This window comes from Streptomyces galbus, assembly GCF_005280195.1.
Lineage (GTDB): Bacteria > Actinomycetota > Actinomycetes > Streptomycetales > Streptomycetaceae > Streptomyces > Streptomyces galbus.
On record NZ_SZPR01000008.1, the window covers coordinates 370,714 to 384,428 of the forward strand.

Annotated in this window: 15 protein-coding genes; 7 read left to right on the top strand and 8 right to left on the bottom strand. The window is 76.6% G+C overall.

What is annotated here, in order from left to right; all coding sequences use genetic code 11:
• The first annotated feature begins 218 nt into the window (after window positions 1-218).
• Window positions 219-1,370, top strand: coding sequence for a magnesium and cobalt transport protein CorA (locus E4U92_RS06085; RefSeq protein ID WP_229861960.1), 1,152 nt, complete (start codon window positions 219-221; stop codon window positions 1,368-1,370).
• Window positions 1,371-1,380: 10 nt separating this feature from the next.
• On the opposite strand, the gene E4U92_RS06090 is transcribed toward E4U92_RS06085, so the two are convergent.
• Window positions 1,381-2,328 (bottom strand): SDR family oxidoreductase, encoded by a 948-nt coding sequence (locus E4U92_RS06090; RefSeq protein ID WP_137299202.1) that lies wholly within the window; start codon window positions 2,326-2,328, stop codon window positions 1,381-1,383.
• Between the two features lie 217 nt (window positions 2,329-2,545).
• On the opposite strand from E4U92_RS06090, the gene E4U92_RS06095 reads away from it, so the two are divergent.
• The gene (locus E4U92_RS06095) at window positions 2,546-3,388 is read left to right on the top strand and encodes a helix-turn-helix transcriptional regulator (RefSeq protein ID WP_137299203.1); all 843 of its coding nucleotides are present in this window, start codon (window positions 2,546-2,548) and stop codon (window positions 3,386-3,388) included.
• Window positions 3,389-3,421: 33 nt separating this feature from the next.
• On the opposite strand, the gene E4U92_RS06100 is transcribed toward E4U92_RS06095, so the two are convergent.
• From E4U92_RS06100 to E4U92_RS06110, 3 genes are all read right to left on the bottom strand, one after another.
• Window positions 3,422-4,309, bottom strand: a complete 888-nt coding sequence (locus E4U92_RS06100) for an NAD(P)-dependent oxidoreductase (RefSeq protein ID WP_137299204.1) — start codon at window positions 4,307-4,309, stop codon at window positions 3,422-3,424.
• Window positions 4,310-4,490: 181 nt separating this feature from the next.
• Entirely contained in the window at window positions 4,491-4,913 is a 423-nt protein-coding gene (locus tag E4U92_RS06105) for a hypothetical protein (protein ID WP_137299205.1), read from the bottom strand.
• A 35-nt stretch (window positions 4,914-4,948) separates the two neighbouring features.
• Complete coding sequence (locus tag E4U92_RS06110; RefSeq protein WP_137299206.1) at window positions 4,949-5,491, bottom strand: DUF2231 domain-containing protein; 543 nt, start codon at window positions 5,489-5,491, stop codon at window positions 4,949-4,951.
• A gap of 126 nt (window positions 5,492-5,617) precedes the next feature.
• On the opposite strand from E4U92_RS06110, the gene E4U92_RS06115 reads away from it, so the two are divergent.
• From E4U92_RS06115 to E4U92_RS06135, 5 genes are all read left to right on the top strand, one after another.
• Window positions 5,618-6,376 carry a helix-turn-helix transcriptional regulator gene (locus tag E4U92_RS06115; RefSeq protein ID WP_229861958.1) on the top strand — a complete coding sequence of 253 codons (759 nt, stop codon included), beginning with the start codon at window positions 5,618-5,620 and terminating at the stop codon, window positions 6,374-6,376.
• A 103-nt stretch (window positions 6,377-6,479) separates the two neighbouring features.
• Complete coding sequence (locus E4U92_RS06120) at window positions 6,480-7,277, top strand: SAM-dependent methyltransferase (RefSeq protein WP_137299207.1); 798 nt, start codon at window positions 6,480-6,482, stop codon at window positions 7,275-7,277.
• Window positions 7,278-7,473: 196 nt separating this feature from the next.
• The gene (locus E4U92_RS06125) at window positions 7,474-8,112 is read left to right on the top strand and encodes a DedA family protein (protein WP_137299208.1); all 639 of its coding nucleotides are present in this window, start codon (window positions 7,474-7,476) and stop codon (window positions 8,110-8,112) included.
• A gap of 72 nt (window positions 8,113-8,184) precedes the next feature.
• Window positions 8,185-9,099: a polysaccharide pyruvyl transferase family protein gene (locus E4U92_RS06130; protein WP_168725042.1), complete on the top strand. Its 915-nt coding sequence runs from the start codon at window positions 8,185-8,187 to the stop codon at window positions 9,097-9,099.
• A gap of 63 nt (window positions 9,100-9,162) precedes the next feature.
• A complete protein-coding gene (locus tag E4U92_RS06135; protein ID WP_137299209.1) occupies window positions 9,163-9,489 on the top strand; it encodes a DUF3040 domain-containing protein in 327 nt (108 codons plus the stop codon).
• 46 nt (window positions 9,490-9,535) lie between these two features.
• Here E4U92_RS06135 and E4U92_RS06140 read toward each other — a convergent pair whose 3' ends face one another.
• From E4U92_RS06140 to rfaE2, 4 genes are read right to left on the bottom strand one after another with little or no spacing between them, the layout of a single operon-like run.
• Complete coding sequence (locus E4U92_RS06140) at window positions 9,536-10,432, bottom strand: glycosyltransferase family 2 protein (RefSeq protein WP_137299210.1); 897 nt, start codon at window positions 10,430-10,432, stop codon at window positions 9,536-9,538.
• Window positions 10,429-11,304 (bottom strand): glycosyltransferase family 2 protein, encoded by an 876-nt coding sequence (locus E4U92_RS06145; protein ID WP_137299211.1) that lies wholly within the window; start codon window positions 11,302-11,304, stop codon window positions 10,429-10,431. The genes E4U92_RS06140 and E4U92_RS06145 overlap by 4 nt, the downstream gene beginning before the upstream one ends.
• Window positions 11,301-12,239, bottom strand: coding sequence for a glycosyltransferase family 9 protein (locus tag E4U92_RS06150; protein ID WP_308433282.1), 939 nt, complete (start codon window positions 12,237-12,239; stop codon window positions 11,301-11,303). The genes E4U92_RS06145 and E4U92_RS06150 overlap by 4 nt, the downstream gene beginning before the upstream one ends.
• Window positions 12,236-13,663 carry a D-glycero-beta-D-manno-heptose 1-phosphate adenylyltransferase gene (gene rfaE2 / locus E4U92_RS06155; protein ID WP_137299212.1) on the bottom strand — a complete coding sequence of 476 codons (1,428 nt, stop codon included), beginning with the start codon at window positions 13,661-13,663 and terminating at the stop codon, window positions 12,236-12,238. Before rfaE2 ends, E4U92_RS06150 begins: the two co-directional genes overlap by 4 nt.
• Window positions 13,664-13,715: the final 52 nt, after the last annotated feature.

Here is a 13,715-nt window from a genome sequence, read left to right on the forward strand (position 1 = left end):
ACGGAGCGCCCGCAGGGCCGGATCCGGCAGGGCCGTACAGGTGGCGGTCCGGTCACGTACGCAGTCGGCGGTGTACGCGGCCGGGTCCGTCCCGGCGTGCGGTGGTGCGTGGCCGGTCCGTCCGGGTGTGCGGTGATTCGTTACGGTGGACCGGCGGACGCGGCCCGCGCCCGCAAGCCGCCCGAGGGCGGGACCGATCCGAGCGAGAGGCGGCCGCGATGCCCCAGCGACCCATCCGCCGCGCCGCGCGCCCGTCCGCCTGGCGCCGCGGCCCGTCCGCGGCGCCGCCCCGGGACCCGCGGCCGGAGCCGGAGCGCGCCGGGGCGGCCCCCGCGGAGCCGGCCGGGATCGCGAGCGTCGTGGAGGCAGCCCTGTACCGGGACGGTGTGCGGGTCTCCTCCCCCGGCTCGCTCGCCGAGACCTACCGGGAGCTGCGCGAGCAGCCGGCCGGCATGGCGTGGATCGGTCTTGCCCGCCCCACCGAGGGCGAACTGCAGTCGCTGGCCGCCGAGTTCGACCTGCACCCGCTCGCCGTGGAGGACGCCAAGGAGGCCCACCAACGGCCGAAGCTGGAGCGCTACGGCGACACGCTGTTCGTGGTCCTGCGGGCGGCCCGCTACCTGGACGCGCCCGAGGAGATCGACTTCGCCGAGCTGCACGTGTTCGTCGGCCCCGACTTCGTCCTCACGGTCCGCCACGGCGCGGCCCCCGACCTCTCGGCGGTGCGCCGCCGCATGGAGGAGACGCCGGAGCTGCTGAGGCTGGGCCCGGAAGCCGTGCTCTACGCCATCCTGGACGCGGTCGTGGACGGCTACGCCCCGGTCGTGGCCGGGGTGCAGAACGACATCGACGAGATCGAGACCGAGGTCTTCCGGGGCGACCCGGAGGTCTCCCGCCGCATCTACGAACTCTCCCGCGAGATGGTCGAGTTCCAGCGCGCGACCCGGCCCCTGGTCGGCATGCTGCACGGCCTGATGGCCGGGTTCTCCAAGTACGGCACCGACGAGGAACTCCAGCGCTACCTGCGGGACGTCGCCGACCACGTCACCCACACCAGCGAGCGCGTCGACGGCTTCCGCCAGGCGCTGACCGAGATCCTCACGGTGAACGCGACCCTCGTCACCCAGCAGCAGAACGCGGAGATGCGCGCGCTGGCGGAGGCGGGCTTCGAGCAGAACGAGGAGATCAAACGGATCTCGTCCTGGGCGGCGATCCTGTTCGCGCCGACGCTGGTCGGCACCATCTACGGCATGAACTTCCGTGACATGCCCGAACTGGACTGGCCCCTCGGCTACCCCTTCGCGATCGGCCTGATGGGCGTCATCTGCGTGAGCCTGTACCTGATCTTCAAGCGGCGGGGCTGGCTCTGAGCCCGGGCTCTCACGAGGAGACGGTGAACCGCACGCCGGAGAGTTCCTCGGAGACCTCCCACACCCGCCGGGCCTCCTCGGTGCCGGTCAGGCGGGAGTACATCCTCTGTTCCGCGGGCGGTCCCCCGAGGTGGCCGGGGCCGCTCGGGCCGTACAGCGTGCCGCCCCCGGCGTCGGCCGAGGCGACGGCGTACGCGGCGGGCAGCCGCGCGCTCTCCACCGTGCCGACGAGGATCCCCCGGGCGGACAGGAAGCGGATGGCCCGGACGCTCAGGGTGTCCTTGGACCGGCCGATCTCGGGGCGCGCGGCCAGCAGGCTCGTGGGGGCGACCCCCGGGTGGCAGAGGTTGCTCTCGATGCCCCAGCCCTGGCTCCGGCTGCGACGGTCGAGTTCGAGGCCGAAGAGACCCAAGGCGATCTTCGACTGGCTGTACGCCTTCATGCCGTCGTAGGACTTCTCCCAGTTCAGGTCTGCCCAGTTGATGGAGTGCTGGTTCGCCGCGACGCTGAGCTGGGAGGTCACCCGGGCGCGTCCGGCGCGCAGCAGCGGCAGCAGCCGGCCGACGAGGGCGACGTGCCCGAGGTGGTTGGTGCCGAACTGCAGCTCGAAACCGTCGGCGGTCGTCCGCCGCTCGGGCGGTGTCATGACCCCGGCGTTGTTGACCAGGAGATGGACGGGACGGCCCTCGGCGAGCAGGGCGTCGCCGAGAGCGGCGACGGAGTCCAGTGACGACAGGTCGAGTCGGCGCAGCGAGACCTGCGCGCCGGGGACCTGGCGGCGGATCGCGGCGACGGCCTCCTCACCCTTGGCCGGGTTGCGGACGGGCAGGACGACCTCGGCGCCCGCGGCGGCGAGCCGGGTGGCGATGCCGAGTCCGATGCCGTCACTGGCTCCGGTGACGACGGCGCGCCTGCCGGAGAGGTCGGGCAGGGGGATGTCGGTGGTCTGGCGTGGCATAGGGGTTCACTTCCGTTCGGTCCGCTTGCCTCCACAGTGACGAGGGAGCACCGGGCCGAACAGGGCCTGCCGATCCACTGATGCGCGGGCCGCGGCTGCGACGGCGCTGCCAGTGCCCGGCCCGCGTGCCCGGACGGGCGGAGGGGTGGATCGGCAGGCCGTGGCTGGCGGCGGCGCCGGGCGGTACAAAAGAGATCAGTGCTGCGGAGGGACGGGTATGGAGATCGACCGCGCCGGGCTGGCCGCGTTCCTGCGGCGCCGCCGGGAACTGCTGCAACCGGAGGACGTGGGCCTGCCCCGCGGACAGCGCCGCAGGACCAGCGGACTGCGCCGCGAGGAGGTCGCCGCGCTGTGCCACATGTCGACCGACTACTACGCCCGGCTGGAACGCGCACGCGGTCCCCAGCCGTCCGAGCAGATGATCGCCTCCATCGCCCAGGGCCTGCACCTCTCCCTGGACGAGCGCGACCACCTCTTCCGGCTCTCCGGGCACGCCCCGCCCGCCCGGGGCACGACGGGAGAACACGTCAGCCCGGGGCTGCTCCGCATCCTCGACCGCCTGGACGACACCCCTGCCGAGATCGTCACCGAACTGGGCGAGACCCTGCGCCAGAGCCCGCTCGGGGTCGCGCTGACCGGCGACACGACCCGCTACGAGGGCCTCGCCCGCAGCCTCGGCTACCGCTGGTTCACCGACCCGGCCACCCGGTCGCTGTACGCGGCCGAGGAGCATCCGTTCCTCTCCCGCATGTTCGTCTCCGGCCTGCGGGAGCTGGCCACGCTACGGGGCGCCGGCTCCCGCGCCGCGCACTGCGTCGAGCTGCTGCGTGAGCGGAGCGAGGAGTTCCGGGCCCTGTGGGAGCGGCACGAGATCGGCATCCACCCGCACGAGGTCAAGCGCTTCGTCCACCCCGAGGTCGGACTGCTGGAACTGAACTGCCAGCGGCTGCTGGACCCGGACCAGTCGCACATGCTGCTCGTCTACACGGCGGTCCCGGGCAGTGAGAGCTACGAGCGGCTGCAGCTCCTCTCCGTCATCGCGCCGCGGACGGTGCGCTGACGACCGGGTCGCCACCCCGGGCGGCGTCCGGGGTCACGCGCCGTCCTCGGGGAAGCTGGCGAAGTACGCGGCGGCCATGTCCTCGTCGGCGTGGCCCTGCGCGGCCGCGCGCTCCAGGCGCCGGGCGGCCGCCTCGGCCACGTCCAGGCGCACACCGCTCGTCTCCCCCGCCCGCACGATCAGCCGCGCGTCCTTGGCGGCCGTGTCCACCGCGAACTGCGGCGGGGTGAGCTGGTCGTGCAGGATGAGCGAGGACTTGGCCCGCAGGTAGCCCATGTCCAGCGGGCCGCCCGCGATCGCGTCGAAGAAGTGCTGCGGTTCCACGCCGAGCCCGCGCGCCAGGGCCAGCACCTCGCCCAGCGCGGCGGTGGATGCGATGACCCAGCTGTTGGCGACCAGCTTGAGCCGGGTCGCGCCGCCCTCGGCGCCGTCCTCCCCGGCCCACACCGTGCGTGCCCCCACCGCGTCCAGCACCGGTGCCACCGCCGCGCGCCCCGCCTCGGGGCCGGCTGCCAGGACCAGCAGCTCGCCGGCCTCGGCGGGCTGGCGGGTGCCCAGCACGGGGGCGTCGAAGAAGACCAGCGCGTGCTCGCGGGCGAAGCCGGCCAGGTCCTCGGTCGCCTCGACGCCCACGGTCGTCGACTGCACCCAGGCCGCACCCTCGCGCAGGCCGGGCGCGGCCTGGCGCATGACGTCCAGGACGGCCGGACCGTCGTAGAGCATGGTGAGCACCACGTCCGCGTCCGCGACGGCCTCGGCCGGCGTGCCGGTGACCGTGACACCGTCGGCGGCCAGCGGCTCGGCCTTGGCGCGACTGCGGTTCCAGGCGCGCACGGTGTGCCCGGCGCGGGCGAGGTTGCGGGCCATCGCGGCGCCCATGATGCCGGTGCCGAGGACGCTGACGGTGAGCTGGTCGGTCATGGTGTCCACTTCCCTGTCCGTGCGGTCGAAGGACGACGGGGACCCGGGTACACCGCGCGGGCGCGGGGCACACCCGGGATCCGCGGGTCGCCGGAGTCCGATCCTGCCGGACGCGGGCCACGACGGGCCGTCCGGGCACGCCGTGGCCGGTGGGGAGCGGACGGGCGGGACCGCGGGTCGGTCAGCCGGCCACGCCCAGCGCGGCCAGCAGTACCAGGACGAGGGTCGCCGCGGCGAACAGGCCGTGGGCGGCCACCACGGGGACGGGCAGGTGCCGTTCCGCCGGGGTCTCGGCGCCGGCGTCCGGGGCGGTGGCCCGTACGACGGGGAGCCAGCGGCCGAACAGGGTGAAGCCGAGCAGCGCCACGACGGCGAGGACGGCGAACGAGATCCAGGCCAGGGCGTCCTTGTCGACCGCCAGGTAGACGATCCACAGGACCAGTCCGGCGGCCGCCAGCAGGAAGTGGCCGAAGACGACCGGCGCCGGGAGACGCGTCGGGCCGCCGCGCTGCTGGCGGATGCCTCCGCGAGCGATCCAGCGGGCCAGGAGGACGAATCCCCCCAGGGCGGTGACGACCCAGGCGACGAGGGCGGCGATGTCCATGGCGGGCTCCAGTGTCAGTGATCCGTGACCGGGGGTCAGGAGGACGGGGACGGGGGGCGGGTGCGGTAGCCCTCGGCCTGCACGCTCTCGTCGGCCACGCGGACGCCGTAGCGGTAGGCGAGCTTGCCGCCGAGGTGGCCGGAGAGCCCCAGGGCGGCGAGGCAGACCGCGGACAGGGCGAGCTGACCGGGAGTCACCGCGCGGCCGGCCGCGTAGCCGTCGGCGTGCCGCCAGGCGAAGCCGCCCGCGTAGGCGGCCGTGAGGGCGAGGTTGAGGGACATGTGCACCAGGCCGGTGCGGAAGGCGGGGGTGCCGCTCGGGATCGCGACGAGGTCGAGGAAGCCGACACAGGCCGCCGCCAGAGCGCCGAGCACGCCGATGGCGATGAGCCAGGCCGACCCGTGGGTCAGGAAGCCGGGCCGGCCGACGATCCGTGAGGCGATGTCGAAGACCAGGCTGGACACCCACGCCCCGATCGGCACGGTGACCAGGATCGGGTGGAACGGGTGCCCGTACGGCCCCGCCAGTGCCCCACTGACCGGTTGCTTGGCCTGCCGCAGGTCGTCGTCGACCGCCATGGCGCACCTCCGCTTGCAGCCGCCCGATGAGTTTCACCAACGATTCTTGGTCTTATTCGGTGGCCGGGTCAAGCACCCGGACGGGTGGTGCGGCACCGGCGGGCCGCGCGGAGTTACCGTGAGCGCGTGACTTCCGAATCCAGCACCGCCCCGCGGGCCGGTGCCGACGCCATGGCCGCGCTCGCCGTCCTGGGCGACGAGTCCCGGCGCCGGCTGCTGGAGTTCGTCCGGCGGGCCCGCCGGCCGGTGACGCGCGAGGAGGCGTCGGCGGCGGTCGGGATCTCCCGCAAGCTGGCCGCCTTCCACCTGGACAAGCTGGTGGCGTCGGGCCTGCTGGAGGCGGGGCACGGCGGGCACGGGCCGCGCCGGGTGGGCCGCGCGCCCAAGGTGTACCGGCCCAGCCCGCACCCGGTCGTGGTGAGCCTCCCGCCGCGCCGGTCCGACCTGCTGGCCTCCCTGCTGGCCGAGGCCGTCATGGCGCAGCGGCCCGGCGAGAGCGCCCGGGAGGCGGCGGTGCGCCTCGCCCGCGCGCACGGGGAGGCGGTGGGCGCACAGGCCGCGGACGCCGGCCTGACCGCGTTCCTGGAGGACGTCGGCTTCGAGCCCGCGGACGAGGGCGACGGCCGCACGGTGCTGCACAACTGCCCCTTCCACCCGGTCGCCGCGCGTCACCCGGAGCTGGTGTGCGGAATGAACCACGCCTTCCTGTGCGGGTACCTCGCCGCCTCCGGCGACGACCGGGAGACCTCCGCCGTCCTGGCCCCCCGCGAGGGCGCCTGCTGCGTGGAACTGCGACACGGCCCTGCCCGCACGGCCACCGCCGGCCGCCCCGACGCGGACGGCGCGCCCTGCGCCCGGGACGCGGCGGGCGGTGCCGACGGCTGACGATCCGGAGGCACAACCCACGTCCTCAGCAGGCCAGTTGGTGTGGGAAGCTGTGCTCGGCCGTCCGGGAGCGGGACGGGGCGGCCGTCGAGAGGAGCGCAGGGTGACACAGGACGGCTTCCGCGCCGAGGACATCGACACCAGCAGGCCGCATCCGGCCCGGATCTACGACTACCTGCTGGGCGGCAAGGACAACTACGAGGTGGACCAGGAGGCCGCCGAGCGGCTCGAGGCCGCCGCGCCCGAGGTGCGGCCCGGGCTGCGGGCCAACCGCGCCTTCCTCCAGCGCGCCGTGCGGTACGTCGTCGGCAAGGGCGTCCGGCAGATCCTCGACATCGGCACCGGGCTGCCCACCTCGCCCAACGTCCACGAGATCGCCCGGGCGGCGGCGCCTGACGTCAGGGTGGCGTACGTCGACAACGACCCGATCGTCGCCGCGCACGCCGGCGCGCTGCTCAGCGCCTCCGGCACGAACTCGGTGGTGCTGGCCGACCTGCGCGACCCGCGGGGCATCGTGGAGCACCCGGAGGTCCGCCACATCATCGACTTCGACCGGCCCGTGGCGCTGCTCCTCGTCGCGATCGTGCACTTCCTCACCGACGCCGACGAGCCGGAGCGGGTCGTCGCCACCCTGCGCGACGCGCTCCCGGCCGGCAGCTACCTGGTGCTGTCGCACGCCACCGGCGACTTCGCCGACCGCAGCGAGGCCCAGGCCGTCTACCAGCGGGCCACCGCCAGCCTGAACCTGCGCACCCGGGACCGGGTCGAGCGGCTCTTCGACGGTTTCGAGCTGGTCGAGCCCGGTCTGGCCCAGGTCCCCTACTGGCGCCCGGACACCCCGCCGCCCGCCGGCTCCGAGCTGATCGGTTTCTACGCGGGCGTGGCCCGCAAGAACGGCTGACCCGCGGGCGCCCCGTCCCCGCCCTGTCCTTCCCCGCCCCGTCCGTCCCCGCCCCCGTCCGCCGGACCCGGTCCGCGTGCCGGGACGGGCGGGTCCGCCGTCCGCACGCGATGCTGGACACAGAGCGCGAGAGGGCCGGGCACGGGACGGGCCACGGCGCGGGACCAGTCGACGAGGCAGCCGGGAGGCGAGCGCGGTGATCGCCGTCAACCCGACGGACAGCTCCTCGGTACTGGCCGCCTTCGGCGCGCTCGGGGTGCTGGCGGTGATCTTCGCCGAGTCGGGGCTGCTCGTGGTCGGCTTCTTCCTGCCCGGTGACACCCTGCTGTTCCCGGCCGGGGTGCTGTGCGCGAGCGGCACGGGCGGCCGGGCGCCGCTGGAGCTGTGGCAGGTGCTGCTGTGCGCGGCCGTCGGGGCGGTCGCCGGCGGCCAGGTGGGGTTCCTGATCGGGCGGCACGGCGGGCGGGCGCTGCTGGCCCGCTCCCCGGGACGGCGCCTGGAGGAGGCCGCGGGCCGCGCGGAGCGGCTGCTGGCCCGCTACGGCTACGGCAAGGCCCTGGTGATAGGCCGGTTCGTGCCGCTGCTGCGCACCGTGCTGCACCCGGCGGCCGGCGCCCTCGGCGTGCCCGTGCGGCCCTTCACGTTCTGGCAGGTCGTGGGCGGGCTGCTGTGGTCGCAGAGCCTGGTGCTGGCCGGGTACACCCTCGGCGCGTCGGTGCCGCAGGTCGACGACTGGCTGCTGCCGCTGGTGGCGCTCGTGGTGCTGCTCTCCCTGCTGCCCCTGCTGGTGGAGGTCTGGCGCGAGCGGCGCCGGCGCCGCTCGTCCCGGGACTGAGCCGCCCCCGCCGCTCCCGCCGCCCCCGGTGCCGCCGCATGGCCTGCGGCCGGTGGGGCACTCGGCCCCGCGATGGAGTCGGTACGGCGCGTCCTGCTGACCGGGTGGTTCAGCTTCCTGCACGGGGAGGCGACCGCCGGGGACGTGCTGGCCCTGGACCGGGTGCGGGAGGTGCTGGACGGGGCCGGCGTCGCGCACGACGTCGCCTGGAGCCCCGGGTTCCGGCCGGACGCGCTCCACCTGGACGACGCCCGGCCGCAGGACTACTCGCACGTGGTGTTCGTCTGCGGGCCCGTCCACGGACCCCAGGTCGAGGCGCTGCACCGGCGGTTCGCGGGGTGCGTGCGCATCGCGGTGGGGACCTCCGTCCTCGCCCCCGACGGGCCCGCCGCGCGCGGCTTCCACCGGGTGCTGCCGCGGGACGCCCCCGGCACCGAGCCCTCCCTCGACCTCGCCGCCCGGGCCCCGCGTCCCCCGTCCGCGGTGCCCGTGGTCGGCGTCGTCCTCACCCACGGCCAGCACGAGTACGGCGACCGGCGGCGCCACGGGCACGTGGCCGGGCACGTGACGCGCTGGCTGGCCGGGCTCGACTGCGCCCGCCTGGAGCTGGAGACCCGGCTCGACGCCCACGACTGGCGGCTCGCGGCGACCGCCGCCCAGGTGGAGGCGGTGCTCGCCCGGCTGGACCTGGTGGTCACCGACCGGCTGCACGGGCTGGTGCTCGCCCTGCGCTCGGGGGTGCCCGCGCTGGCCGTGGACCCGGTCGCGGGCGGCGCGAAGGTCACCGCGCAGGCCCGTGCCCACGGGTGGCCCGCGCTGGTGCCCGCCGACGCCCTGGACACCGCGGAGCTGCGGCGGTGGTGGGACTGGTGCCTGACCCACGGGCCCGCGGCGGCCGCGCGGATCCGCGACGCGTTGCGCGACGGCACCGCACGCGACGGCGCGGACGCGCTCGCGGCGCTTCTTCTGCCGGCCCGCACCGGTTAGTCCCGCGGGTCCACGGGGCACTCGCTCCGGGTGCGCACCCGCCCGGAGCATCAGGAGGGCCCAGTGACCACCGGCCGGCTTCCCGATCACGAACAGCGCATCCTGGACGAGATGGAGCGCGTGCTGCGCCGCGACCGCCGGCTCGACCGGCGGCTGCGCACCCATTGCCGACATCCCCGGCTGGCCCGGGTGGCCGCGTGGTCCCCGCGGGCCTGGACCGTGGCGGTCTGGCTCGCCGTCGCCGTCGGCCTGATGGTGGCCGGGATCGTCACCGGCGCACCGGGGGTGATCTGGGCGTTCGCCGGCGTCTGGCCGTTCTCGCTGTTCGCGGCGTTCCGGCTGCTGTGCCGGTGGACGGAGCCACCGGGCGGCCCCCGCTCCCACGGCTGAGCCGACGCCCGCAGCACGGGCCCCTCGGGCCTCCGCGCCGCCGCCGTCACCCCGTGTACTGCCGCGCCGTCGACCGGCGCTGGACGTCCTCCAGCAGCCGGAACCGCTCCTCCACCTCGACGGGCAGCACGCGTCGTTCCCTGAGCACCCAGGGCAGGGCGGCCGCGGCCTCGGCGAAGGCGCGCAGGGAGACCGTGTCGCGCGGGACGGTGCGGGCCAGGAACAGCGTGCGGCGCAGGGCGGGCCGGACCGGGCGGCGCAGCCAGGTGAACCACAGGGTGTTGCGGATGCCGTGCGCCCGGCGCAGCGTGGGGTCGCGCACCGTGGACGCCTGGTGGTGGACCGTCAGGTGCTCGGCGTAGGTGAGCCACCAGCCGCTCGCCGCGAGGTCGGCCGCCAGCAGCTCCTCCTCCCCGCCCAGCCACAGCCGGGGGTGGAAGCCCCCGGCGGCGCGGAAGGCGTCGGTGCGCAGCACGCTGGCGCCCGCGAGGAACGAGCCGAGGGCCGGGCCGGGCATCCAGGACGGCCGGGTCAGCGGGGAGGTGCGCAGTTCCTCGACGATGGGGTCCTCGGTGCCGCCGGGCTCGACGACGATCCGGGCGGTGACGCAGGCGAGCGCGGGGTGCCGGTCCAGCAGGTCGGCCGCGCCGGCCGGTGAGCCGGGGTCCCACCAGGTGTCGTCGTCGCAGAACACCACGTAGGGCGTGCGGACCTGACGGACCGCCAGGTTGCGGCCGACCGCGCCGAGGTTGCGGCCGGGGCGCAGCAGGGTCACCCGGGGGTGGCGGCGGGCGACGGCCTCGGCGGTGCCGTCGGTGGAGCCGTTGTCGGTGACGATCACCGGGGGTCTCTCGGGGAGGTCGGCGAGCCGGTCGAGGGTGCGCAGGAGTTCGGGGCGCCGGTTGTGAGTGATGACGACGACGGTCAGGCGCGGGTCGGTCATCGGGGGGCTCCGTCCAGGGCGCGGGCGGCCTCTTCGAGGTACGGCGGCAGCGGGCGGCGGGCGCGCAGCGCGGCGGGCAGCCGGACCAGCGTCTGGCGCAGGGCGCTGCGGGCCTGCGGGTCGTGGCGGGCCTCGGCGGCCAGGTCCCGGGTGCGGGCCAGGGCGTGCGGCAGGGGGCGGCGCAGCCAGTCGGTGAGCAGGGCGTTGCGGCGGAACAGCGCGCTGCGGCCCGCGCGCGTCGCCGGGGGCGCGGGGGGCGGGTGGTGGTGGGCGACGACGTCCGGGCAGTGGGTGACGCCCCAGCCGCGGGCGGCCAGGTCGTAGGCGAGCAGGGTCTCCTCGCCGCCGAAGAACAGCACCGGGTGGAAGCCGCCGGCGTCGAGGTAGGCGTCGCGCCGCACGACGGAGGCGCAGGCGAGGAAGCCGAGGACCTGCACGCCGGGCAGGTCCTCGGCGGGGCCCAGCGGGGAGCGGGCGAGGACGTCGTTCAGCGGGTCCGGCTCGGCGGCGGGTCCGACCAGGGTGCGGGCGGAGAGCAGGCCCAGCCGCGGGTGGGCGTCCAGGTGGCGGGCGGCGCGGTCCAGGGCGCCGGGCGCCCACCAGGAATCGTCGTCGCTGAAGGCGACGTAGGGGGTGTCGAGGGCGCGGACGCCCTCGGTGCGGGCGAGGGCGCCGCGGTTGACGGGCAGCCGCAGGGTGCGCACCCGGGGGTGGTGGCGGGCGAGGAGGGCCGGGGTGTCGTCGCGGGAGGCGTTGTCGACGACCAGGATCTCGGGCCGCTCGGGCAGCGCGAGGAGGTGGTCGAGGGTGCGGGCGAGGCGGGGGGCGCGGTCGCGGGTGGCGATGACGACGCCGGTGCGGAAGTGGGTCATGGCAGGCGGTCCAGTGCGGTCAGGACGTCTTCGGGCCGGATGCGCAGCAGGGCCGGGTCGGGCTCGGTGCCGTGCGGGTCGCCGTCCGGGCCCGGGTGCCACAGGGCCTGGTGGCGGGGGTCGTCCGGCGGGCCCCAGCGGCTGGGCGGGGTGGGTCCGAACAGGGTCACCGACGCGGTGGCGTGGGCGACGGCGAGGTGGGCGATGCCGGTGTCGCCGCTGAGCACGGCCCGGGCGCCGGCGACGAGCGCGGACAGCCGCGGGAAGGGCAGTCCGCCGCCGAACAGGTCGGTGTCGGGCAGGGCGGCCCGTTTGGCCAGCCCGGCGACCAGGTCGTCCTCGCCCGGTCCCCCGGTGACGACGACGCGCAGGCCGCGCTCGCGCAGGGCCTCGGCGACGGCCGCGTACCGGTCGAGCGGCCAGCACCGGGAGGGGGCGCCCGCGCCGGGGTGGAGCACGACCGCGCCGGGTGCCGGGGAGGGGCCGGGCGGGCGGGGCAGGCGCAGGTCGGTGGGGTCGGCGGGGATGCCGTACGCCTCCAGCAGGCGGCACCAGCGGGCGCGTTCGTGTTCCTCGGCGTACCAGGGCGGGCCCTCGATCTCCGGGGTCCCGGGGTGCGCGAAGGCGAGCAGGCGCCGCGGGCGCAGGGCCTGCAGCAGGCGGTGGCTGGGCGGGCCGTTGCCGTGCAGGTCGACGGCGACGTCGGGCGGGGGCCCGGTCCAGTCGAGGCGGCGGGGCACGGCGCGGCCGGGGGCACCGGCGGGCAGCAGCCGGTCGACGGCGCCGGTGGCCCCGGCGACCGGCGCGAGCTCGGCGGGCGCGGCGAGGACCAGTTCGTGGCCGGGGAAGGCGCGGCGCAGGGCGCGCAGGGCGGGCACCCCGGCGAGCAGGTCGCCGAGGCCGAGGGCCCGCAGGACCAGGACGCGTCCGGTCACCGCACGCCCCCCGCGGTCCAGGAGCCGGTCCCGGAGACGGTGCGGTCCGCGGGCCCGGGGGCGCCGTCGGGTGCCCCGGTGCGGGTGAGGCCCTCGGCGGCGCGCTCGATCAGGGCGGTGGAGGACCGGCCGTCGAGGTAGGGCAGCAGGACGGCCTGGCCGCCCCACTCCTGGAGCAGGGCCGCCTCCGGGAGTTCGGCGCCGGCGTAGTCGCCGCCCTTGACCCAGATGTCGGGACGCAGGTCGGCCAGGAGCCGTTCGGGGGTGTCCTCGTCGAAGACGGCCACCGCGTCGACGCAGGCGAGGGCGCGCAGCACCCGGACCCGGTCGGCGAGCGGGGTGACCGGGCGGCCCTCGCCCTTGCGGCGGCGCACGCTGGCGTCGGAGTTGACGCACACCACGAGGCAGTCGCCGAGCCGGCGGGCCGCCTGGAGGAGGCCCACGTGGCCGGCGTGCAGCAGGTCGAAGCAGCCGCCGGCGGCGACGACGGTGCCCTGCCGGGCGCGGACGGCCTCGATGAGGGCGCGCGGGTCGTCCACGGGGGGTGGCGTGTCGGCGGGGTCCAGGGCGGCGCCCGCTCCTCCGGCGCCGACGAACTCGGTCGCGGCGCGGACGGCGCCCTCGACGGCCTCCTCGACGAGCGCGCCGTCGGCGAGCAGCCCGGCCGCGGCGGCGGCGAACCGGTCGCCGGCGCCGCAGGGGTCGCCGTGGTGCGCGGCGGGCGCGGGCACGAGCAGCGGGTTCTCGCCGTACGACAGGAGCGCGCCGCGGGCGCCGAGGGTGACGGTGACGGCGGGGACCCGCCAGCGCCGTACCAGGTCGGCGGCCGCGCGGGCCAGGTCGCGCAGGCTCTCGCCGCCGTCGGCGGCGGCCCGGGCCTCCTTCTCGGCGGGGGTGACGAGCCGGGTGCCGGGCACGGGCGGCCCGCCGCGCGGGTGGGGGTCCCAGACCAGCGGGGGGTGCTCGGTCAGCACGTCCCGTACGGCGTCGGCGGCGCCGCGGCCGTAGTCGGAGACCAGGACGGCGCGGGCGCCGCGCAGGGCCTCGCGGGCCTCGGCGGTGGCGTGGCGGACCCGGCCGGAGCCCGCGTCGAGGCGGACGACGGGCCGGCCGCGGGCCAGCACCCGGGTCTTCTGCGACAGCGGCCCGGTCAGCGGCAGGGCGATCACCTCGACGCGCCCGTCCAGGAGGCGCAGCAGGGCCCGGCTGGCCTCGTCGTCGCCGATGCCGGTGATCAGTGTGACCGGGCGGCCGTCGCGCGCGGCGAGGCAGGCGGCGAGGGCGGCGCCGCCGGGCCGCAGGTGTTCGGCGCAGTCGGCGACGACCGGGACGGGCGCGTCGGGGGCGAGGCGGTCGGCGGTGCCGGTGAGGTCACGGTCGAGCAGGGCGTCTCCGACGACGACCAGCGGGGCGTTCACGGTCATGTCACCTCCGGTCGGGGTGCGGTCGGCGCGCCGCGGGCCGCGGCGCGGGCGC